At 35.1% G+C, this 23,341-nt stretch carries 18 protein-coding genes; 1 reads left to right on the top strand and 17 read right to left on the bottom strand.

The annotated features are described in order from the left end of the window. Positions 1-170: 170 nt before the first annotated feature. The 14 genes from ACJJVZ_RS05685 to wecA form a co-directional block, all read right to left on the bottom strand. Positions 171-2,096 (bottom strand): methyl-accepting chemotaxis protein, encoded by a 1,926-nt coding sequence (locus ACJJVZ_RS05685; RefSeq protein ID WP_405598850.1) that lies wholly within the window; start codon positions 2,094-2,096, stop codon positions 171-173. 248 nt (positions 2,097-2,344) lie between these two features. Beyond that, a complete protein-coding gene (gene galU, locus ACJJVZ_RS05680; protein WP_405598848.1) occupies positions 2,345-3,253 on the bottom strand; it encodes a UTP--glucose-1-phosphate uridylyltransferase GalU in 909 nt (302 codons plus the stop codon). Positions 3,254-3,481: 228 nt separating this feature from the next. Next, complete coding sequence (locus tag ACJJVZ_RS05675) at positions 3,482-4,648, bottom strand: nucleotide sugar dehydrogenase (RefSeq protein WP_405598845.1); 1,167 nt, start codon at positions 4,646-4,648, stop codon at positions 3,482-3,484. 120 nt (positions 4,649-4,768) lie between these two features. After that, the gene (wecB, locus tag ACJJVZ_RS05670; RefSeq protein WP_405598843.1) at positions 4,769-5,881 is read right to left on the bottom strand and encodes a non-hydrolyzing UDP-N-acetylglucosamine 2-epimerase; all 1,113 of its coding nucleotides are present in this window, start codon (positions 5,879-5,881) and stop codon (positions 4,769-4,771) included. A gap of 59 nt (positions 5,882-5,940) precedes the next feature. Next, positions 5,941-7,179 carry a UDP-N-acetyl-D-mannosamine dehydrogenase gene (gene wecC / locus ACJJVZ_RS05665; RefSeq protein ID WP_405598840.1) on the bottom strand — a complete coding sequence of 413 codons (1,239 nt, stop codon included), beginning with the start codon at positions 7,177-7,179 and terminating at the stop codon, positions 5,941-5,943. A gap of 2 nt (positions 7,180-7,181) precedes the next feature. After that, complete coding sequence (locus tag ACJJVZ_RS05660) at positions 7,182-8,477, bottom strand: WzyE family oligosaccharide polymerase (RefSeq protein WP_405598838.1); 1,296 nt, start codon at positions 8,475-8,477, stop codon at positions 7,182-7,184. After that, on the bottom strand, positions 8,477-9,409 hold the full coding sequence (locus tag ACJJVZ_RS05655; protein ID WP_405598835.1) for an LPS O-antigen length regulator: 933 nt from the start codon (positions 9,407-9,409) through the stop codon (positions 8,477-8,479). The genes ACJJVZ_RS05660 and ACJJVZ_RS05655 overlap by 1 nt, the downstream gene beginning before the upstream one ends. Positions 9,410-9,726: 317 nt before the next feature. Further along, positions 9,727-12,144 carry a heparinase II/III family protein gene (locus ACJJVZ_RS05650; RefSeq protein WP_405598832.1) on the bottom strand — a complete coding sequence of 806 codons (2,418 nt, stop codon included), beginning with the start codon at positions 12,142-12,144 and terminating at the stop codon, positions 9,727-9,729. Positions 12,145-12,154: 10 nt separating this feature from the next. Next, complete coding sequence (locus ACJJVZ_RS05645) at positions 12,155-13,363, bottom strand: hypothetical protein (protein ID WP_405598829.1); 1,209 nt, start codon at positions 13,361-13,363, stop codon at positions 12,155-12,157. Beyond that, on the bottom strand, positions 13,356-14,324 hold the full coding sequence (locus ACJJVZ_RS05640) for a hypothetical protein (protein WP_405598826.1): 969 nt from the start codon (positions 14,322-14,324) through the stop codon (positions 13,356-13,358). Before ACJJVZ_RS05640 ends, ACJJVZ_RS05645 begins: the two co-directional genes overlap by 8 nt. A gap of 32 nt (positions 14,325-14,356) precedes the next feature. Next, positions 14,357-16,405: a glycosyltransferase gene (locus ACJJVZ_RS05635; protein ID WP_405598824.1), complete on the bottom strand. Its 2,049-nt coding sequence runs from the start codon at positions 16,403-16,405 to the stop codon at positions 14,357-14,359. Next, positions 16,402-17,451: a glycosyltransferase family 4 protein gene (locus ACJJVZ_RS05630; RefSeq protein WP_405598822.1), complete on the bottom strand. Its 1,050-nt coding sequence runs from the start codon at positions 17,449-17,451 to the stop codon at positions 16,402-16,404. Before ACJJVZ_RS05630 ends, ACJJVZ_RS05635 begins: the two co-directional genes overlap by 4 nt. Then, positions 17,452-18,192, bottom strand: coding sequence for a WecB/TagA/CpsF family glycosyltransferase (locus ACJJVZ_RS05625; RefSeq protein ID WP_405598820.1), 741 nt, complete (start codon positions 18,190-18,192; stop codon positions 17,452-17,454). Between the two features lie 15 nt (positions 18,193-18,207). Beyond that, the gene (wecA, locus tag ACJJVZ_RS05620; protein ID WP_405598818.1) at positions 18,208-19,266 is read right to left on the bottom strand and encodes a UDP-N-acetylglucosamine--undecaprenyl-phosphate N-acetylglucosaminephosphotransferase; all 1,059 of its coding nucleotides are present in this window, start codon (positions 19,264-19,266) and stop codon (positions 18,208-18,210) included. Between the two features lie 449 nt (positions 19,267-19,715). Between wecA and ACJJVZ_RS05615 the strand changes: the two genes are divergently transcribed. Next, positions 19,716-20,822 (top strand): acyltransferase family protein, encoded by a 1,107-nt coding sequence (locus ACJJVZ_RS05615; RefSeq protein ID WP_405598816.1) that lies wholly within the window; start codon positions 19,716-19,718, stop codon positions 20,820-20,822. Here ACJJVZ_RS05615 and ACJJVZ_RS05610 read toward each other — a convergent pair. From ACJJVZ_RS05610 to ACJJVZ_RS05600, 3 genes are read right to left on the bottom strand one after another with little or no spacing between them, the layout of a single operon-like run. After that, entirely contained in the window at positions 20,796-21,461 is a 666-nt protein-coding gene (locus tag ACJJVZ_RS05610; RefSeq protein ID WP_405598814.1) for a sulfotransferase family 2 domain-containing protein, read from the bottom strand. The two genes, ACJJVZ_RS05615 and ACJJVZ_RS05610, sit on opposite strands and share 27 nt — an antisense overlap. Next, positions 21,451-22,707, bottom strand: a complete 1,257-nt coding sequence (locus ACJJVZ_RS05605; protein ID WP_405598812.1) for a lipopolysaccharide biosynthesis protein — start codon at positions 22,705-22,707, stop codon at positions 21,451-21,453. The genes ACJJVZ_RS05610 and ACJJVZ_RS05605 overlap by 11 nt, the downstream gene beginning before the upstream one ends. Next, positions 22,697-23,281: a sulfotransferase family 2 domain-containing protein gene (locus tag ACJJVZ_RS05600; protein WP_405598809.1), complete on the bottom strand. Its 585-nt coding sequence runs from the start codon at positions 23,279-23,281 to the stop codon at positions 22,697-22,699. Before ACJJVZ_RS05600 ends, ACJJVZ_RS05605 begins: the two co-directional genes overlap by 11 nt. Positions 23,282-23,341: the final 60 nt, after the last annotated feature.

Raw genomic sequence — 23,341 nt, 5'->3', positions numbered from 1 at the left:
TTATCGCTTATGTATGGGGAATAACCACACTATATGGTCTCTACTTTGCCTGAAAAACAAACAACTCGCTGCAAATTTAACCTCGAAAGGTCAACACGCCTAGCATACAGGCTTTGCCTAAAAACAACATACACGGCTGTAAATTTAACCTCAAAAGATAGTCTCCATAATTAAAATTTGAGGCTGCCTTTAATCGTTTGCATTTGTTGCTGCAGTTGGTTTTGAATATCGTTAACGAGTAAACTTGACTCGCTTACTTGGCCTTTCATACTCTCCATCGATTGGCTAAAATTATCCAATAAACTATTTTGCTGCTTAGCCAATGCCATAGCCTCAAAAGCAACACTATTTGCACTTTGCGCATTATCAGCCACCCCTTCAGAGTTTAGCTTTAGCTCCTGAGCATTTTGTGTTTGTGATTGAGCCCCTTCGGCTAAGGCCGATATTTGTGCAGAGACAACCCGAGAGTTTTCAGTTAATAAATTGAGCTGATCGTTTATGTCACTTAGCGATCCTTGAGTTTGACGCGCTAATTGCCTCACCTCATCAGCTACTACGGCAAAACCACGGCCATGCTCGCCAGCTCTTGCTGACTCTATCGCTGCATTTAGTGCTAATAAGTTAGTTTGATCCGCAATATTTCGAATAATTTCAATTATTTTTCCTACACCATCAACACCATTTAATAACTCTTGAATACTTTGCATGCCATGCTCTACACGCTCTTGAGTCTCAGAGCTGGCATTGAGCATATTTTGAGAAAACCCTAGGCTTTGCTCCATTGCTGAAAAGGTACTTTTTGCGTTATCAGCAACTTGGGAGTTAATATGATTAACCTGCTCACCTATGTGTTGAATATCGCTTAGCAAATTTTGGTTTTGCTCAACTTGCCCATGACTTAATGAGGTTTGCTGACTGATCGTTTGCAGATGATTACTCATCTGCTGCATAAAATCGTTAACGACTTCGAGCATTTTTGCACGATCTTGTGCTTCATTTCGCTGACGATCAATTAATAGGTTAAAATATTGCGCTATTTCGCCCACTTCCGTTTTTTCATTTTTGCATTCAATATTTTTAAGTTCATTGCTCTCAATTAAAAAAGCAAAGCCATCACGCAACTGCCTCAATGGTGTGAGCACTTGATTTCGTTGCACAAAATAAACACCTGCAGCCAATATAACAAGTGTGCCTATAGCAACACAAAACACCCAAAAAACACGCTGTTTTAAAGTGCCCTGCTCTACTTTTAACAATTGCTCTGCATTTATAACCGTGCTTGAAAGTGTACTAATTTGTGCGCGCAGATTATTAAAACCACTTTCGCGTTGCTGCGTTTGTTTTAGAGTACTTGATAAATCACGCGGATAACGACTTGGCCAACTCAGCAGTTCTGACTTTATTTCGTCGGCTAAATCTTCGGCCTCTTCGTCAACAAATAAAGCATCCTCATCAACATCACTCATTACACCTAAGTTAGGTAGTTGCTCGATAGACTTGGCAACTTGGTTTAAATTATTAACACTTTGCTGCAAACTTTGATAAGTACTTTCATCATACTGAAGGATTAATTGATAAGTAAACAAAGATAAATTAACAGCTTCGCTATAGTAATCACTGGCCAGTGTATAGTAATTGAGTGCATCACTATTTTGCGGTGGTGCTTTTGTAGCGTAACTGATAAGCGCTGACGCAGAGCCCGTCATTTGCCTCAATGCATTATCAAGTAAGGCCGTTTCGTTGCCTGAAAGCTTGCCAAGCGCTCGATACTTACCGTTTATATCATCGTTGAGTGTAGTTAGCTGCTGCTCAAGCTTAATGCTTAGGTCATTGGGGAGTATAGATAACTGATTGGTTTTTATTAACTCAATTGAATTTGATGCGGAATTTAAATATTGACTATCACCTTGGTCTAAGTAGTTACCTAACTGCCCAGCTAAATCGACCAAAATAGTATTTTTAAGCTGGCTGTAGGCCGTATCTTGTTGCTCTAGTTTAAGTAATGTTTGGCTCGCCCAAAACAGTGTAGAACCTAATAAAACGCTTGCTGAAGCCAGCAATATTGCTAATAACCGAGTAAAGGATGAAACGCGCATAAATCTAAGTTCCTATAGTGAATGCGCGCATAGAATATTAACTATTTATGACAACTTAATGACATTTGTCTGTAACTGAAAAATAAACAAAACAAAAGTAGTGTGTTGTAAGCTTATTTTACTTGGTTATACCAATCTGCTTATATATGGGGTCTATTTAACGTTAAGAAAATTACGCTAGAACTAGGCAAAAGTTTTTGTATCTAGTTGTTCTAAATAAAAAATTTTTAACGACGTTATAGTGCAATTTAATTCGTTAAATTGCTCAAAGATTTATGCAGTTTGGTATTATATAAAAATTGAGAAAACTCCTCACCTAACTTATCGTCACGCATACTGTACTCAACTATCGCTTTTAAATAACCAAGTTTGTCTCCACAATCATGTGAACGCCCGCTCATATGAAATGCCTCTACGGTTTCTTGTGCCATGAGTGAGTCAATCGCGTCAGTCAGTTGTATTTCATCACCAGCGCCAATCGGTGTTTTAGCTAACAGTGGCCAAATGTTTTTGCTAAGCACATAACGCCCAACCACCGCTAAGTTTGAAGGAGCGAGCTCAACCCTTGGCTTTTCAACCATTGCCATAATAGCAGCGCTTTCACCTGGGCTAAGCTGTACACCGTTAATATCTGCAATACCGTATTTACTAACCTCATCGCTCGCGACTGGCTCCAGCATTATCTGACTCGCCTTAGTTTCGCTAAATCGCTTGATCATAGCGGCCAAGTTTTCAGTTTTTTGATCTGCCGTATAAGCATCAAGAATGACATCGGGTAAAAGTACAACAAAATCATCATTACCTACAATTGGCTTAGCACATAAAATAGCATGCCCTAACCCTTTAGCTTCGCCTTGTCGCACACTCATAATGGTTACATCCGGCGGACAAATAGAGCGAACTTCATCGAGTAGTACGCGCTTAACGCGCTTTTCGAGTGTTGCTTCAAGCTCGAAACTCGTATCAAAGTGATTCTCAATAGCATTTTTTGAGCTGTGCGTTACCAACACAATCTCTTTTACCCCTGCAGCAACGCATTCATTTACTATGTATTGGATAAGCGGTTTATCAACAATTGGCAACATCTCTTTTGGAATCGCTTTAGTCATTGGCAACATTCGCGTGCCAAGGCCTGCAACGGGGATGACAGCTTTCATAGGTAGTCCTTTGATTTAAAATAAATAAGCAATTAAATTAAGTTACCAGTTGTGAGATAGATCTAAGCTGAATGGGAGTAAATGAGAGTTTAAAAGCAGATTACGAGGCCAAAAGCGCTGAGTGATTTAAGTATTGAGTTTGATATGACTTACAGGAGCACTTTATTCATTGCTCCTGTGATATGGCATAAATCATTAAAAAGCGAGGTATAAAACCTCGCCTAAAGCTTAATCGCTACCAAATAAATCTCGGGTGTAAACTTTATCAACAATATCACTGAGCGCCTCAACCATTCGGTTTGCAACAACCACATCGGATATTTTTTTAAACTCGTTTAAATCTTTAATCACACGAGAATGGTAAAATTCATTTTCGTTGAGTGTTGGTTCATACACTACAACTTCAATTCCCTTTGCTTTTATACGCTTCATAATACCTTGAATAGCTGAAGCTCTAAAATTATCTGAGCCCGTTTTCATCACTAGTCGGTATATACCCACAACGCGAGGGTTACGTTTTATTATGGAGTTGGCAATAAAATCTTTACGTGTTGTATTTGCATCAACAATTGCACCAATAATATTATTGGGTACATTTTCATAATTAGCACGAAGTTGTTTAGTATCTTTTGGAAGGCAATATCCGCCGTAGCCAAATGAGGGGTTATTATAATGTGTGCCAATTCGAGGATCTAATCCTACACCTTGAATTATTTGCTTACTATCCAAACCATGAGACTCTGCATAGCTGTCTAACTCATTAAAATAGGCGACCCGCATAGCCAAATAGGTATTTGAAAAAAGTTTAATCGCCTCAGCTTCGGTTGAACCAGTAAATAAAATGTCTATATTTTGCTTAATAGCACCTTGCTCTAGTAGTTTAGCAAAGACTTTAGCACGCTCACTTTGCTCACCCACTACAATACGTGACGGATACAGGTTATCGTAAAGCGCCTTGCCTTCACGTAAAAACTCAGGCGAAAAGATAATATTATTACATTTAAACTTATCTTTTATAGATGTAGTGAAACCAACAGGAACAGTAGATTTAATAACTATCGTTGCATCGGAGTTTATTTCTAATACTTCTTCAATTACTCTTTCTACAGAGCTAGTATCAAAATTATTTGTATCACTATCGTAATCAGTAGGCGTTGCAACAATAATAAAACCGGCATTATTGTATGCATGTACTTTGTCAGAGGTAGCAATAAAGTTAATATCATTGCGAAGTAAGTATTCGCTTATTAATGGATCTAAAACGGTAGAAGACTTGTTGTTTAACAATTTAATTTTACATTCATCAATATCTAAACCAACCACTTCGTTATTTTGGGCTAATAACATGGCGTTTGACAATCCAACAAACCCAGTACCTACAACAACAATTTTCATAGGCTTCCTTTAGGAGAATATAAAATAAATGAGTACACAAGGGCTAATAACCTCGTTAACATCCATATTAGTCCATTTTTAGTAATAGAGTTAATTGTTTCATTAAGTCTACAAAAAAGCTTATTCTAGTAAGCCTTTAATAATACGCGCACAAGCTAAGCCATCACCATATGGATTATGCGCTTTACTCATGGCTTTATACACTTTGTCATTATCTATTAATTCGCTAACTGAACTAACTATTTTTTCGACATTGGTACCAACAAGCTTAACCGTGCCTGCTGCTACTGCTTCAGGGCGTTCTGTTGTATCTCGCATTACAAGTACAGGTTTACCTAAGCTTGGCGCTTCTTCCTGCACTCCGCCAGAGTCGGTTAAAATTAAATATGAACGATCCATTAAAAATACAAATGGTAAGTAATCTTGCGGTTCAATAAGCATTACATTTGGTTTATCGGCAAGTAACCTATTTACTGGTTCCTGTACATTAGGGTTTAAATGCACCGGATAAACAAAATTAAAATCTGAGTATTTAACTGCTAATTGCGAAATAGATTCACAAATTCGTTCAAAACCACCACCAAAGCTTTCGCGTCGATGCCCTGTTATTAATACATACGGCTTGGTAATAATATTAGCAAACCTTTCTGTCATTATTTTTTGCGTACTCTTCATTGGTAGTACAGTATTTTTAATTTGCAATAAAGCATCTATAACCGTATTACCAGTAATAACGATGTCTGATTTAGATACATGTTCGCGTAGTAAGTTATCTGCTGATGCTTGAGTGGGTGCAAAGTGTTTAGCGGTAATTACGCCGGTTAAGGTGCGGTTTGCTTCTTCTGGCCATGGGCTATACAAATCGCCGGTTCTTAAACCTGCTTCAACATGTCCTACTTTAATTTGTTTGTAAAAGGCCGCCATTGATGCCGCAAACGTCGTTGTAGTATCACCGTGAACTAAAACCCAATCAGGCTTAAATTCCTCTAAAACATCGCGAAAGCCTAATAGTATCTTACTGGTAATATCGTATAAATCCTGACCTGACTTCATTATATTTAAATCATAATATGGCTTTATTTCAAAAAGAGCTAACACTTGATCAAGCATTTCACGATGCTGCGCTGTTACACATACTTTAGCTTCTATCTCAGGGGTATTTTCCAAAGCTAATACAAGAGGAGCCATTTTAATCGCTTCAGGGCGAGTACCAAATACTGTTAAAACTTTCATTTATGTATCCATATACAAAAGCCCACCATATTGGCAGGCTTTAAAAACTAATATTGGGTTTAAAAAATACCGCGGCTATCAACAATTACTTTTTTAGCAATTTGCTCAGGAGCAATATTTTTAAATTCTTTATGGTCAACTAATACGGCAAGCGTATTGCAGCGCTCTAAAGCCTCTTCTACAGTTACTAACTTGACCCCTAAATCACTTAACACTTTAGGTAGAGTCTTAATATTAGGCTCTACAACAAGTACTTCAGCATCGCTTTTTTGCGCTAACATTTTTGTTATATCAAGTGCAGGGCTTTCACGTAAATCGTCAATATCTGCTTTAAACGCAATCCCCATACAAGCAATTACAGGCTTTTTAAACTGATCAGCAGCATCGATTATTTGCTGTAGTACATAGAGAGGCTTACTATCATTTACTTCACGAGCTTGGCGTATCAACTTTGCTGTATCAGGCGCTGAGCTTACAATAAACCAAGGATCAACTGCAATACAGTGACCACCTACACCAGGACCTGGATTTAAAATATTAACACGTGGGTGGCGGTTAGCCAGTTTAATAAGCTCCCACACATCAATGCTTAATTTATCGCAAATCATCGAAAGTTCATTAGCAAAAGCAATGTTGACATCACGAAACGAGTTTTCAGTTAGTTTAGCCATTTCAGCTGTACGCGCATTTGTAAGTAAACATTCACCCTTAACAAAAGTTTTATATAAAGCAACCGCTTTTTTTGAGCATATCTCAGACATGCCGCCAATAACGCGATCATTTTCAACTAATTCACGTAGAACATGACCAGGTAAAACGCGCTCTGGGCAATGTGCTACGTTTATGTAAGCTTCACTGCCATGTGTTTGTGGAAATGTTAAATCTGGTCGTGACTCTGCTAACCAATTTGCAAGCTCTTCAGTAGCACCTACAGGAGAAGTTGATTCCAATATAACTAGGTTTCCCTTTTCAAGTACAGGCGCAATTGCTTTCGCGGCAGACTCTATATAGCTTAAATCGGCTTCGTAATTTTCTTTAAAAGGAGTAGGTACTGCCACCATGAACGCATCTGCTTTTTCAGCTATGGTAGTCGCTTTTAAGTTACCAGCTTGTACAGCGCTGCGTACAACCATATCGAGATCGGGTTCAACAATATGTACATTACCCGCATTTATCGTATCTACAGCGTGCTGGCTAACATCTACACCAATCACTTTGATACCACGTGATGCAATTACCGCAGCTGTTGGCAAACCTATATAACCAAGGCCTACTACTGATACTTTTTTAAACTCCATTATTACTCCGAAATAACTTTGGTTAACTTATCAAGCTTATTGGCTTGTGACATTCGCTCAAATATGAACAAGATCATCATTGAAGCTAGCCAAATAAACAAAAATGTACAAAAAATCAGGATTGCCTTATTAAAAAATAACTCAATAGACTCCCGCACCATAAAAAACGAGAAGGGTAAAATTGTATATGAAAAAAGCACTAAAAATGGCTTATTACAAAACATCATCCTCTCAAGAGCGCAGGTTATAAATACCACAACTAAGCATCCAAGAAATATTCCCAATCCGCCACCCATTATATAAACACCACCAAGGAGAGTAGGTGAGATAATGTAAGTTCCTCTGTGGATTCCAAGAATCGACTCTGTAAAAAATAATGCATTTGTTAATGGAATAACGGGTTTCTCTGGCCAGAAAGCTCTAGGGATAAGAGGGTTAAATTGCGCCATAACATAATCAAAGCCTTTGTAATACTCATCACCACTTCCAAAGTATTCTAATATTTTATTAAATGAATCATAAGGCGAAAGACTGTCAATTAGGTACCTGAATCCGAGTTCAATAACATCGTCACTCATTCCTTGTCCATATCTAACAAACGCTAAATAATTTATAAATCCAATAAGTAAAAGTGCCGCAAAGAAAATGCTTTTTAAAGAGACTAAACTTAGCCTTTGCCCTATAATTATTACACCTATTATACCAGCAGCTAAAATATTTCTAGAACCACCTAACGTAAAGTAGACTAACATCCCACCAACCACGCTCACCGCCAAGGCTAAAAAAAGACCTTTAAAATTTTTTCTATCCATTAAAATTAACATTGCGGCAGGAATAAATAGAAAAAAGAAAATCATGAAAATACCGTTACCTGCGCTAGAAGATAACCTATGCCCATAATTACCGGCACTAAAACTCATTCCATTTAAAAAAACATACCCAAAAATTGAAATAAGAAAAAAAGCTAAACTAGATGTAATCAGTACCTGTCGTGATTTATCATCATATATAGTTAAGGGCACCGGCGATATTTTTCTAACTCCAAAATAACCAAGAATCACAAATGTGCTATAGAAAAACGTACTCCACCACAACCCCTCAGTTAATATATCATCAGGCAACATCTCGTAGCCTAAAAAGTAGCCAGCTGCTAAGTTCAATGGGATCCAAGAAAAGTTCGTTAAATATATAAAGCAACTTACTAAGAGGTAAAAGCCGACCCTATTATTTGAAAGCTTTAAAGATAAAAGAAGCAGAGAAACGCTGACAACAAAAACTATTGCTATTTCAAACTGCATTATTTATTCCTGGCATTCACAAACCTAATAATAGAAATTAGTAATGCAATACACACACCTAAAAATGTTATTCCTAAACATATGAGAGCTCGTTTAGGGCTTTGCTTTTCTTCTGGTATATAAGGTGCTTGAATAACATTTAATGCAAAGTCTTTTTTGGTTTTTGATACCATCATCTTTTTTAATTGATCTTCTATTAAATCATACAAAGAAGCTCTTACTTCCGTATATTCTGCTTGTTGCAAATACCCATTTAAAAACTTTAAATTATTGTTTACTTCTAGCAATTGAAGCTCTCTTTCGTACTCATTAAACTCTTCAATGAGTAAAGATAGCCATTGCTTTGCAATTTCAGGACTATAAAAGTCGACAGACAACTTGAATACCGCTTTTTTTCTATCGAAACTTACCTTAAATATTTCTCTAAACTTCTTATATGCTTCTTCATTTGTCGGTTCTGGTAATAGAGGATAATCTACATCTCGAAGCCATTTATTATTATTAAAATCATATATAGAACTATCATAAACAAGCGTATTCGAACTTTGTGTCCAATCTTCAGCAGCAAAAAGAGGGATTTTAATATTATGCTTTTTCAGGAAAGGGATTAAAAAGTCTCTAGACTTTAATTTTTCTTCTAAATGAAAAACCGCTTTTTCATCACCTCCGCCTAAGCTAATACCAGCTAATGAAGCAACACCACTCAATTGACCGAGCATACCAGCAACGCCTCCACCAGATGACTCTGTAGAGGTTAGTAAAGATTCACTGCGATATTGGTTTGGTATCGAAAGTGCGAAAAAAACACTAAAAATAGCAATTGATAAAACAAACAATATGTTAAAAATTTTATACTTTAAGATTGAACCTATAACAATTTCAAAAAAATCATTATATTCAGCTTTTACTACATTAACTTTAACATCCGTCATTTCACACTACTCTTAATCATTATTTAATACACCTATGGCATGAATTATGACACAGCTTGTTTTGCTTTGATATTTCTATAAACGAATGCAATACAAACTGGTAAATTGCTGGGCAGTATAACCTAACTATAGGATTAAATGTCAAAATTAATATGCAAGTAATATCATCAAAAAAAGAGTTCATTCCTCATCTCGTTTGCATTATGAAATATTTACTCATAAAAAAGCCTAAGCTCAGATTGTTATTTGAACTTAGGCTAAAACTTACAATATATTAAAAACTTATGTTTATATTTTCGATAAAAAATCTATGGCCGTTATTGAGTTATTGATAATATATTATTCACTTTATCATAAATTATTTTTATTTCTCCGGCCGTTATCTTAACTGTATTTTCACTAACATCTTTTAACTCTATTTTAAGCTCTTTATCCAATGAGAAAACATTAACAGTATAGTAGCTATTTGATAGAGTGGTACACTCCTTAACTGGTGCTTCCACACCTGTATTATATCCTTCAGTGATCCAGCCCTGGAGGGGAGTGCCTGTTTCATCAAATACACCCTTTTCAACTTTGCACGTTGGTGAGCTCGTAGACCATCTTTTTTGAAAAACTGTTTTCCCACTTTTAAGAGCTATTTTTGTTTCAGTATCAGACTCCATATAAATATTACTACTGTGGGCATAGTGCCAGTTTTCTTCATATTTTTTTGCGCCAACTGCATTGTCAATAACAACTAGCGTAGGATTTTCATTTGTACTAAACGCAATTGCCCTACTATGTTTTTGAGTATTTGATATAGGCTGATTCCCTGCAAATAGGAGTAAGTTCCCCTGTTGCTCAGCTTGATTTAATTGCGCTGACTGCAAATTAGATTCTAATTCATCAAGGACTAAAGTATTGTGATTTGATAAAGACCAAAAATTTCGTCTTCCTGGATTGTTATAAGAAAAAGGGCCACCAGAATCGACCAAAACATTTTCGCCATGTAAATTATAAACAATATTCAAATTATCAAAGTGCCCATGGACAATCCTGATAGGTCCTGCGTCAAAATACACTTTACTCGCACCTTTAGGACTATCACTTTTAGCTATTACTAAACCTTCAACCTCACTAACATTTAATGCATCTAAAGCTATCTGCCCTCGCTCCAAAAAAGCTTCGAATTCAGGAATTCGCACTTTAAAGTGTGCATAATACCCTTTCAAATAACCTAACCAATATTTATTGTTATAAGAGTCACCTATTGCAGGAGATGTCCCATCTTCATTTAATAAATAAGGACCTTTAGAAATTGCTTTTGATAAAGTTTTCACTAATATATTGGGTGAAGAAATTTGCAAGTTATCTAACTGTATTTTTGCTTCAAGTAACATTGATATACCAGTAAAGTGATATTCAAATGCTTGCTCCACGCTCTGTCCACTTTGCTCATCAAACATCAATTTTGATGCATTTTGCAGTCTCGAAATCGTTGTATTGAATAATTCTTCTGCTTTTGATTTATAGGCGAAAACACTAAATAGATTTAATGCAGATTTGGCTTGAATCAAACCATGATTTTCATCATCGTAAATAGGATCATTTATATAAAACTGTAGCATTTTCCAGTCTTTATCTAATAAGCTTAATAATGCAACTTGTGTGTCCTTGTTAAACACTTCAAAAAAATTTAAATAAAAATACAGTAAGTGGTTTACTCTTAAAGCTACAGCATCTTCTCTGTATGCAACTGAGGGTAACGCGTTTTCAATGTAAGGGTACGTAGAGTTATAGTCTACTAAATAAGTGCTTATTTTATCTAGCCACACTTGTTCATTAGTATCTTTGTAAACTTCTCCATATGTAGTTAGCCAACCTAAGCTATGATAAAAAAGTTGCCAACTGACATTATCTACTGGGTTTTCATGCCAAGTTGGGTCTTCAGGAACCTCCCATGAACCAAAGTTCAACCAATAAAAGTCAATTTCATTTTTTGTTATTAGCAGCTCTTTTAATGAATCTCGAGTAAATATAGAGCGTTGAGGCCAATTTAGCTTAGTCATGTCAGGTTTTGAATAATAATCAAAATTGATTAAACTATTCCCCTCAAGCCAAGTCGGTAATAAAAAGTTAAATTTTAAGCTTTCCCCTCTCAGAAAGTCTTCTTCATCAAACACTTTAAATTCATAAATAACCTGGTTTCCATGAAAAGTAGAACTCAGCTTTTCAATATCAATTGAAGCTGGAGCTATATTGGACACCTCAATTTCAGGCTCTTGTGAAATAATTGAATCAAATTCGACCTTTAAAGTTATTGTTTCACCTTCAATGGCTATGTCAGAACTCTGCTCTATCTTTACGATATTTACAGGTTCAACGAGAACATCAACGCGTGCACTTAAAACATCGTCACCGATGGTTACGTGATATTCAAAAAAATCAGCTCCTGTAAAAGAGTTTTCTGAGGTGTAAGCAATATTATTTTGCTCAATAGTTAATTTTGCGCCTTCGTTTGAGCGCTCATCTACCGACATCTGATAAACTACTGGTAGGTTTTCATCATTAGATAGAACATTTAGTTTAGATTTTGAATTTGTTTTTATATTAAAATTATCTTGAGCAATTTTAATATTGACTTCATCAGTTTCATTATCGGTACTTCCACTCCCTGATTTATCATTGCATGCAAAAAGAAAGCTTGAAATAAACACTATAAAAAAGATTTTTTCCATTAATAGGTTTCTCATCCATAAATCCTTATTTTTTAAAAATCACATCGCCCATTTTTTTTATAATTATCATTGTTATATATATAAACAACACATACAACACTAAAGGGTCTAGCATACCTGTGTGTATAGATATTGTTAACAGTATAAAACAAATTAAAAATGGAGCACTCTCAATAGGCCTATTCTGAGTCAAGAAACGATGACTTCCTAATGTAATAAATACACCAACAAAAAAACTTAGAATGTACGCACCATATGTTCCAAATTCTAAATAAAATTGACCCAATATCGAGGAGGTAGTTGTAGACTCTTGCCAGTTTGTGCGTCCTAACCAATAAGACAGCAAAGTCCTACTATGAGTTTGCTCCCCTGGTAATATTGTCGAGAATCCAGCTAGAGTGAACTGACCATATTGAAGCCCGATATCGGGTAAAATAGCGTTTATACCTTTTATAACAATAGAACCCTCGGCAAAGACTAAAATAAATGGTGCAAAAATAAATAGCTCTGGAGGCATGTCTAAATTGGCTAAAAGTTTAATGATAGCTTCAGGATCATCTTGAAATCGGAGTAAAGGATATAAGGTCATTATTGATAAGAGTATAATAGAACCAAATGCCTTTGTCTTTTTAGAAATATAGAATCGGTTGTATTTTACATTTAGAAAAACAAACATCAAAATAGTAACTACTAAAGGAGTTCTATAACCCATAGTTAACATGATGATACTGGCAAGAGCGGTAAAGTACAGCAGTTTTTTTTTAGAAAACCACACATACATAAATGGATATAAAATCCAAATAAGACCGATTAGGTATGTAAAAAAGCCTGACACATCTTTTCTGTCAGAAATATTTAAAACAGGTATGCCATGCATAACAATAAGAACTACATAGCTCACTAATGAAACAACAACAAGCAGTATAAGAGTAAAGTTTACTATAGGGTTAAAGCTCACACCCTCTGACGGGATATGAATAGATTCTAGTTGCGGTTGGTTTTGATTTTCACTTATCGAAATAAATAAGCGACTTAGAATCACAGCTGTCAGCAGTGATACTACCGAAAGCGAATAAAAAGTTAATTGCCATAGGCCAACATGTTTAGCAAAAACCCAGCCCAAGAAGAAATAAACGGCAAAGCTTGATACGTAAACTTGTACCAACCTGTTTTGCTTGATCATAATAAAAATTAAAACAAGCATTACTGCTAATGCTGAACACTTTTCAATCATTATTGCGCATTCTTAAATATGTTTTAAAGAAAATAAAAAACAATGCAATTACTCCGCCTATGAAAGTAATTCCTAGAACAATAAGTACTCTTTTGGGCCCAGACTTTTCCTCTGGCAAAAATGCACTATCCCTAACTTCAAAGCCAAAATTCTTTTTTATATTAACTAGGGTTAATTTTTGATATTGCTCTTGAAGCAGCTGAGATAGTGTTATTCTTAATTCACTATTATTTAAATTAGTGTATTGACTTTCTATAAATTCAATACTTTGTTCAGCATCCAAACGCTCTTTATTACGAAGGTATTCACTTAAAGTTACTAATAAAGATTCTACCCATTGCTTAGAGATTTCTGGTGAATAGAAAGTAATTGATATAGTTAACAAATCAGTTTTCTTATTTTTAGAAAAACTCATTATCTCTTTGAACTTTAAAAACAGCTCTTCTGATGAAGGTTCTTGTGATTGGTGGGGCTCTACCTCTCTGACCCACTTTTTATTCGACTCATCGTAAATATCCTCGTCAATAATTAACGTATTAGTTTCTCTATCCCAGTCTTTGACGGCAAATAAGGGAACAGCAATTTTTTGCTGGTCAATAAAGAGCTTGATGAAATCCCGAGATTCTAATGTTTCTGTAATAACGTTAACATCTCCACCACCTCCGATAGAAACACCTGCCATACTCGCTAAACCACCAAACTGACTAGCTAAAGCTCCTAAACCTGAGGTTTTATCTTCACTAACCGCAGCAATTTTTGAAAACGAACGGTATTCATTAGATAAACTTAATGAATAAGCAATAGAGCCCAACCCAAACACAAATGTTATAATAAAAACACTTAAGAAATTTTGTTTGATTAAATCAACAAACGCAAAAAAGTCACTATTGTTACTATTCACAAGCTTTTCTACAGAAAGGTTATCTTCAGCTTTTTCAACATTAATTTTGACATCTGCCATTACACACTACTCTTAATCATTATTTAACGCACCTATGGTATGAATTGTGCCACAGCTTGTTTTGCTTTGATATTTCTATAAGCAAATACAATACAAATAAATGGTAACAAATAGGCAATTGAGTTTAAATTTACAACTTTAAATACCAATAAACTAATAGCTATCAGCGTTGCGCCCAATACTAGCAGGTTGAGCTTAGCAACAATATCTTCTTTTCCACGCAAGCTCAAAGACGTTAAAAAAATAAAGCCATACTGTGAAGATATAAAAATAGATGTAATTGCAATTGATGCCATAAATGCTGTCACCTTGGGAGCACCCAATATATAAAGATACATAAACGAGATAACTGAGCTGGCCAAGCAGCTTACTAAAATCAACTTGCAATATTTATTATTCACTAAAACTATATTGTCGAGAGAAAGATTATGGCTTCCCAATAAAGGCATATTTTTATTAGCTTGAGTCCTTGGAATTAGCATAGCTATAGAAAAACATGAAATAGTTAAAGCCACATATGACGAAACCTCAGGTTCAAAAATTAGTTTTGCTGTATAAGGAAAACAAAATAAAGCAAAAACACTGGCAGTGGTTGATATTGCAATATTAAATACTTTTCTATTTGGGATTTTTTCCGTTGCTTTTGCTTTTAGGCTTTGCCAATCGAAAAGAGCAATAAAAAACAAACCTGATAACAGAGCGACTAAGTAAATAATGTAGGGTGCATCAAGCTTAGCACCTGAATAACTACTTATAAGAACAGGTGCCACTAAACAAATAATAGATATTAAGCACTCAGCCATAGCGAGTAGAAAAAAACCTTGTTTTGCAACACGGTTAAATCTAAATAGGTAATAAAAATGCAATACAACAAACAGCGGTATGCAGTAGAGCAAATTGGTTATGACACCCATCCAAAATAAACCACTTAGAATACATAACCCACAAATCAATCCACTTAACGATTGTTTAGATATACTCGTAAAAGAGTCTCTATAGTCTTGCTTTAAAATAAAAAACCCAAAGCTTTGGCTAAACATCGTATTTAGCAGCATTAAGATAAAAAAATCGCTACCAAACGAAGCTGTATCCATTGCACCTAAAAAATAAATACAGGATGACAATAAAATAACGCGAGATGCCCCTGGCCCACCCGTAGCCAATAAAGGAACGAACACATTTAATAACCAGTTAACCAGTGGTTGGTCAACTTTCTTATTGTGCATATAATCCAAACGGTATTTGGCTAACTTTGATAATGATTGCGCTAAGGTGTGCCTTGCTTTAATAGTAAATAAGCCATGCTTACTTGAGCTGAGCAGCTCCATAAAAGACACTTTTTCACCCATTATCTTTTTACGATAAAAAGCAAAGTTTTCTTTATTTCGCACACTCATTATTTTTTTATGTTTAGCTTCAAACAGGTCAATTGCACGCAGCTTATTATTAACTGAAGAGATTCGTTCAAGTTCTTGATCATCGTTAACTATATATAGCTCTTTACTTATTCTATAAGCATCGCCATATTTAGCGATTAACCGAACCCACAAGTCATGATCTTGCAGTGCAGGCAAGTCAGGGTCAAAGCCTCCCACCTCAAGCACACGTTCACGACTTACTAAAATCTGATTTGAACACTGATTAAGATCGAGTGCAGCAGATAATGAAATTATCTTTTCTTTATTAAATAAAGATTTTTTATGGGCTCCATAATCCCAAAAATAACCACTGCAAACAAAAGAGTACTTAGGGTCATAAGCTTTTACCAAACACTCTAAGCGCTCAGGTAAAAACACGTCATCATCATCTAGCCCTGTTACTAAATCTGTATCAAGTGCTTTAATGGCTTTGTTTCGTGCTTTACATGCTTTTTCTGAAATTTCGTTTCGAATAAATGAGACTCTAGGATCTGAAATCGTCTTCAAATATTCATGTGTTCCATCACTTGAACCATCATCAATAATAAGTAACTTAAAATTAGGGTATGTTTGCGACAGTACAGAACTAACCGCTTTTTTTAATAGCTCAACGCGGTTTTTGGTTGGCATATAAATACCAACACTCAGGCTCTCTTTAATCATAAGTTACCTTTAAATGCTGCATTGTAAATAATTACAATTTGCTCAATAACACGTGTCAAAGAGAATGACTCAGCTTTTTTGCTAACAGTAACACTTAAACAATCATACTGTTTTGACGAGAGCTCTAAGTTAAAAGTCATTGAATCTTTGAGGTTAGCTAAAAGCTGCTCTTCTGAGATATTCTTTTGTTCAATGAAACGGCTAACATCATCGATTTGGGCTTTTGATCCATCTGTAGAGGTTGCAATTACTGGTATACCGCAGGCTTGGGCCTCACTAAGTGTTAACCCAAAAGATTCATTTCTTGATAAAGAGAGTATGAATTTCGCTTGATAGATGATATCGACTAACTCTTCAGGATTTTGTTTTCCAAGATAGCTAAAGTTTGAAAATTGCGCTTGGGCAGCGAGCACTTTCTGTTTCATAGGCCCTTCACCAACTAACGCAAACTGCTGCTCTGGCAGCATTGCAACTAAAGATAAAAAGCGATCTATACCTTTATTTTTATCTAAACTGCAAATCTGAAGAAAATCATACTTTTTTGTCAATTGCTTATTTTTGGTATGAAAAATATTATCATTGTAGCCTGCACATAATATTGAATAAGAGCTTACTGGACGATAAAACTTTTTATGTAATTGCTCAGAGGTGAAAACCCAATGGCTAACTACATTAGATAGCGTTCGATATAAATAACGAGGAGGATCATATAAATAAATATCACTCCCATGACAGGTAACAATTATTTTAACATCGCGATTACGTAAGAACTTATAAACAGCGGCAAGTATAATAGTAGGAAAGTAATAATGAACGTGGATCACGTCATAACATTTAAAACGAAACACACATTGAAAAATAAACTGCATTAGAAAAGCAGGATACTTTAAAGTCCTACATAAAAAGCTATCTGTGTTCCATTTCATTTTACAGTAATCTAAGTCTAAGTCCTTTTCTTTCAACCTATCAACTTGATTATCAACAAAAACGCCTTGCATTGGAGCCGACTGTTTAAAAGACATATTAGATAAAACAAGCACTTTCATTTAGAGCTTCTTCAACAAATATAATTGTAGGAATTTAAGTAACTTGGCTTGTCTAAATATTCTTCTCGGCTCTTTCAGCATTCTATATAGCCATTCTAAATTTAGCTTTTGCCAGCCTTTAGGTGCCCTATTAACATTACCAGTAAGTACATCAAAGCTTCCGCCTACCCCCATAAAAAAAGTATTTGGGTATTCTAACATCAGCATTTTTATTAATTTTTCCTGTTTGGGTGAACCTAAAGCAGCAATGACGATATCTGGCTTAACAGAACTAGCCAAATCAAATACTTCCTGCGTGTTTTTAAAGTATCCACTCATGTAACCTACGACATTTACTCCATTAGTAGTTAGATAAGTATTCGTTTTTTCAACCACTTCAGGTTTTGCACCAACTAACAAAACCCTAGAGTTAAACTGAGATGAGCGTTTTAATACCTTAAGCCATAACTCACAACCGGCTATACGACACAGTTTTTTACCTGTTTTTTGTTGTAAAGCTTTTACAACACCAATACCATCTGCATATGGGAATTGCGCTTCATTAATAATTTTTTTTGTTTCACTATCATCAATAGCCTTAAGTACCTTTTCTGGATTTACAGCAACAGCCATACCTGGCTTTATAAGGCCATCATCTGAAAAGATGGTTGTTAAGACATGCTCCATTGATTCAAATGGTAAAACATTCACACCGCCTATCTGAATAGGGGAAATTTGATTTACTACACTACTTTCTTCCATAAAACATCAAATACTCTAGCGGTTTGTACCAAAAAAACGACGAATATGTACACTAATACGCCAAATTCTTAGCATAAAAAAGTAATACATAATTGTGCACAAAAGAAATGAATAAAACATAATGTAGTCAGGTACATTATAAATGTCAGTAACAATACCTATCGTTGCAAACACCGTCGATATAAAGCAAATTACAACTAAAGCTTGCCTACTGGAAAAGCCCAGTCTAAGTAAAATGTGGTGTAGATGCTCTCGATCAGGCTTAAAAGGTGACTGGCCTTTTTTAATCCTACGGGCAATGGTAGAAATTGCATCTATTATAGGAACGGCCGCTAACCAAAGTGCGGTTACTGGACTAAATGCACTTTTCTCTTGAGATTGAGACCCTTCAAGTAACAACCAAACAACAGTAAAACCAATAACTGTGCTTCCTGCGTCACCCATAAAAATTTTAAAGCGCTGCCCTAAAGGGATACCTAAGTTCATTAAAATATAAGGAACAGTTGCAACAACAATGGCTGCACAAAAGGCCATTAACTCATTTTGCCCATTAAAATAAAATAAAATACCCAACGAGGTAAATGTTATTGTTGCCAAAGCCCCAAGCAGCCCATCAATACCATCGACCATATTAAAAGCATTAATAGCGCCAACAACGACAATAACAGTCATAATGTAGCCAAAGTAAGACAAGTTGATATTCGTCCCACCAAACAAGGCACCAATATCATTGAAAATTAATCCGCCAAAACACATCATTAACGCGGATATAAAAATCTGTAAGATCAAACGAAATCTAAAACTAATATCGTATAAATCGTCTAATACACCAATGAATAGCAAAATACTCGCACAAATTAAGTAAAGCATTGAAGAGGAAATTGTTTCGGGAAAAACAAATAAATAAGAAAAAACAACAACAAAAACCGCCAACCCACCGACTAAAGGAACAGAACCTGCGTGGTGTTTTCGAGAGTTAGGCTCATCAACTAGGTTGATAAAAATTGCAATTTTCCTAAAAATAAAGAGGCTCAAAAATGAGCATAAAAACAACCCTAAATTATTTACAATCACAATTTTTCAACCTTTTATACATGGGCTTTTGACGCATTTTTATAATAACCTAGCAAACAGGCGATGTATTATAGTTGATTAAGACATAAATAAAAATAGCTTTGTATAAGTATTAGAAATTCAAAAACAAACAAAAAGGCCAACAAATTCATAGGGATGAATAAGTAAAAACAAAAAAACACACTTTTTATTACTAAATTACAAAAAAGCTATACCTAATATAAATTGATTAGGGTTATATCAATTTCTATGAATCATTAATTTTTTATCTAAAAAGTAACTTATGAGCACTAGATTAGCTAACCCCTTTTAAACTTGAAAATTTTAATTAATACTTAGCAAACCAAAGTCCACTACTATTAATTTCAGTTTTAAATTAGAATAGGAGGAAATTAAATTACCAATTTATATTGCTAAAAAGCTTAATCAGTTTTACAACAAGGATACCAGTGGAAAAGCAAAGATATACTAACTTAGATGCATTTAGAGGGTTGGCTGCATTATTGGTTTTATTATTCCACTCCCCCTTTTTTTACGGACACAAAACAACGTTTATATCTAATAGCGACATATTCGTTGATTTTTTCTTTATACTATCAGGGTTTGTCATTGCCCATGCATACAAAAGTAAAATCGATAGTTTAAACTTTCAAACTTATATGCAAAATCGCTTTGCACGAATTTACCCGTTACATTTAACGTTATTATTAGTCTGGTTAATGTTTCTGTTTCTAAAACACTTACTTTATACCCAATTAAACTTGGGAAATACAGACCCTTTTATAAATAACGATTTCACCTCTTTTATTCTTAATTTATTACTCCTCAACGCACATAATTTAGATGAGCAGCTAACATGGAATGCTCCTTCTTGGAGCATAGGTGCCGAATTTTATACTTATTTCCTTTTTTTTGTAGTCGCAAAGAGCATAAGAATTAAAAACTTATTTCACTGGGCAATTTTTTTAATTGTTCTTGCATATACAACTCTTTATATTCTAAAACCCATCACACTTTTAAGAACATTTGACCTAGGGTTTATAAGGGCTGTTGGAGGATTTTTTCTTGGTGTTAGTGTGTTTATTATTAAAGAGAAAACCGAACTAAACTACAGTTCAAAGCTTAAAGTTTCGATAATAGAGGCTCTGCTGTTACTGGCAGTAATAAGCTGCATCACTTATTTAGCAAAATATAAACTAGGCCAACTAACTACATTTTTAGTTTTTGCATCAAGTATTTATTACTTTAGCGTATCAAACGGAGTCGTTTCAACGCTTCTTAAAACAAAAACTATGCAACATTTAGGCAAAATATCCTACTCAATATACCTCACCCACTACTTAATCATTAATATCATTATAAATATATGGCAATACTTTTTTGCAAAAAAAGGCCTACCCATCAATACACCTTTAGCGGATATATACAACACATCTGCTGCACCTTTTTTAAATACGGCAATAATATTAATCACATGCTTAATTTCGGCTATTACCTATAAATTTATAGAGCAGCCATTTCAACAAAAGCTAAGCACCAAAAGAGTAGTTAAATAGCTCTATATCTTGCGCATAATAACGCTCTACAAAACGCTCGGTAATATCACAATAATAGTCCGTATAATGTTTTGCTTTAGGCTGAAAAACACTTTTGAATTTTGATGTTGTTTTATTTTTATGAGGCAGAGCAAGAGGCATGCCGGTAATTGACTCACTCACTTTAGCAAAGTCACTTGATAGCGTCTCAAAACGACCAATAAAATCGACCAAAAGCTCTCCCTGACGATTACAGACAAACTCAGCCTGCGGTATCACATGCCTATACAGATCATCACCAGAGGCATAGTTATCATCGTTCTCGGTTGGGAAAGACTTCAATAAAAAATCTTTAAAAGAGCACTTATAGCCTCTGTATTTATATTCAGACAAAATACGCTCCCAAGGATTACGCACAAAACTAAACCGATACAATTCAGAAAAGCGCTCCTCAGTCAAATATCCGAGTTCAACAAATTCATTTGCTGTTAAATGGGCCAACCTAGGAGGACCTAACTCCTTATTAGCATTAGCCTTTAGTAAGAATGGAGCACGTTCATGCCACTCAAACCCAGCACGCTTTAAAAACACACTTTCAATACTTTGCCCTGCTACTTTTGGAATATGAACAAATAAACATTTATCAAATTTAGAAATCATCGGTACTCATCTTAAATACTCGTTTATAAACAACGAATAAACTCACTAGGTTTTTCGCAATCATTGAAGCTGCAACAAGGCACGCCGCAGCAATACCGCCATAAATAGGCGTTAATACCCACAACATTAATAAAAATAAAATGGTTATAAATAAATTTTGATATTGGTGTATTCTCTCATGCCCTGTCATTAATAAAATAACAACCGCTGAACCACAACTTAAATTAACCCATTGGCCAATGGCTAATATTTTTATGTACGTTGCAGCTTGCACATACTCTTCACCTATTAGTGAAAGCATAAAATCAATACAAAAATAAACAACGAGTATTCCAGCCGTCGCTATAATGGTCAGTAAAATACGTGTTTCTCTTGCTAGCTGTTTGATATTACTAAATTTACCGGTACTAAAAAAGCGTGCATAGTATGGGCTGCATACGGCATTAACAGCTTGTAAGGGGTAACTAAACAGTACTGCCACTTTTAAAGCAATGGATAGCATTGCAACATCAGCCAAACTAGCATATTTGGCAACCAATAAATTAGCAAGTTGCTGAGTGAGCAATGCTGAAAATGCAATTACAAAATAATGTTTATTCGCTTTTCTTAATTTTTTAAGCGGAAGCGCTTTTAGGCCATCAAAGCTTGGAGTGCAATAAAAGAGAGAGGCCACGTAGGAAAAAATTAAACTAACAGCAGTACAACCAAGTACTATATTAAATGCATGTAACGCTGTATCTGGCTTTAAAAACAGCGCGATTAATAGAATTAACAGGTTACTAATAAAACCAGAAAAACAAACGCTATGAATAATTTTGTGTCGTGCATTTAAAATTGACGAATTAATACTTTGTAACGCTAAAAGTAAGGTTTGCATACAAATAAAGGGCAGTAAATCACTTAGCATTTCTACTGAAAACCATAAAGCTATCTGCGTATCAAAAGATAAAACCAGAAGCGTTAATAAGCCGCTGCTTGATAAAGCGATTATGTGACTTAATGCGTATAGTCTACCCAAATTTAAATCATCGAACTGTGCACCAAAACGAACAATTAAATTTTCTAAGCCTAACTTTGCCAAGCCCGACATTAACAACGACACACTCAGGCACAAAACAAGCAAACCAAATTCGTTAACGCCAAGTTGTTGCGCAAAAAGAGCAAACACCCCTAAGCTAGAAAGCGCAGTAAGTAACTTAATAAAAAAAGAACCGGCAATAAATACCCTTAAAGATTTAACTAACATCAATTGGGGTATAACCGAAGAGCTCAAAATCAAAAGAATACAATTGGTTAACTTTTTCATACTGAGCAATTGTTAATTTAGGCAATTTTATTTTTTGAGAGCGATTAATAAACTCTAAACTTTGTGGCAAGCTATGTTTTTTTGCAAAATCAGGCCACTGCTCACCTAGCGTTTCAAAATGCAAAACGGTATTTATATTTGAGGTTAAATCGCTTTTGCATACAAATAAATACTGAGGCCTAAACAGTAAGTGCTGCATTATAAAATGCATATCTAATAATGCATCTACGAAACTGGCAAAGTCATGGCTATTGCTTTTAATTTTATCTGCCAACTGCTTATCACTCTGCGAGCCATTCCCACCTTGGAGGCTGTATTTATATGCTGAAAATAATCGCTCTAATGGGTGCCTTACAATGGCAAAGCGATGATACTTTTTATAAAAGTAATCATTCACCTCACTGTAATATCCAGACTCAACATGAAAACGCCCTCCGCTATCACCTAACGCTTTCATGACACTTGAGCCAGCATTCTTTGGAATATGAATAAAAATACATTTATGTTTGTGCATGTAAGGTTTATAGGGATATACGCAAAAAGGAAAGCGCTTTAAGAGCCTTTTAAATTTCAT

Source organism: Pseudoalteromonas sp. Ld19, from assembly GCF_045064135.1.
Classification (GTDB): domain Bacteria; phylum Pseudomonadota; class Gammaproteobacteria; order Enterobacterales; family Alteromonadaceae; genus Pseudoalteromonas; species Pseudoalteromonas aliena.
The sequence above is the reverse complement of the archived record's forward strand: the minus strand, read 5'-3'. Positions and strand labels throughout refer to the sequence as shown.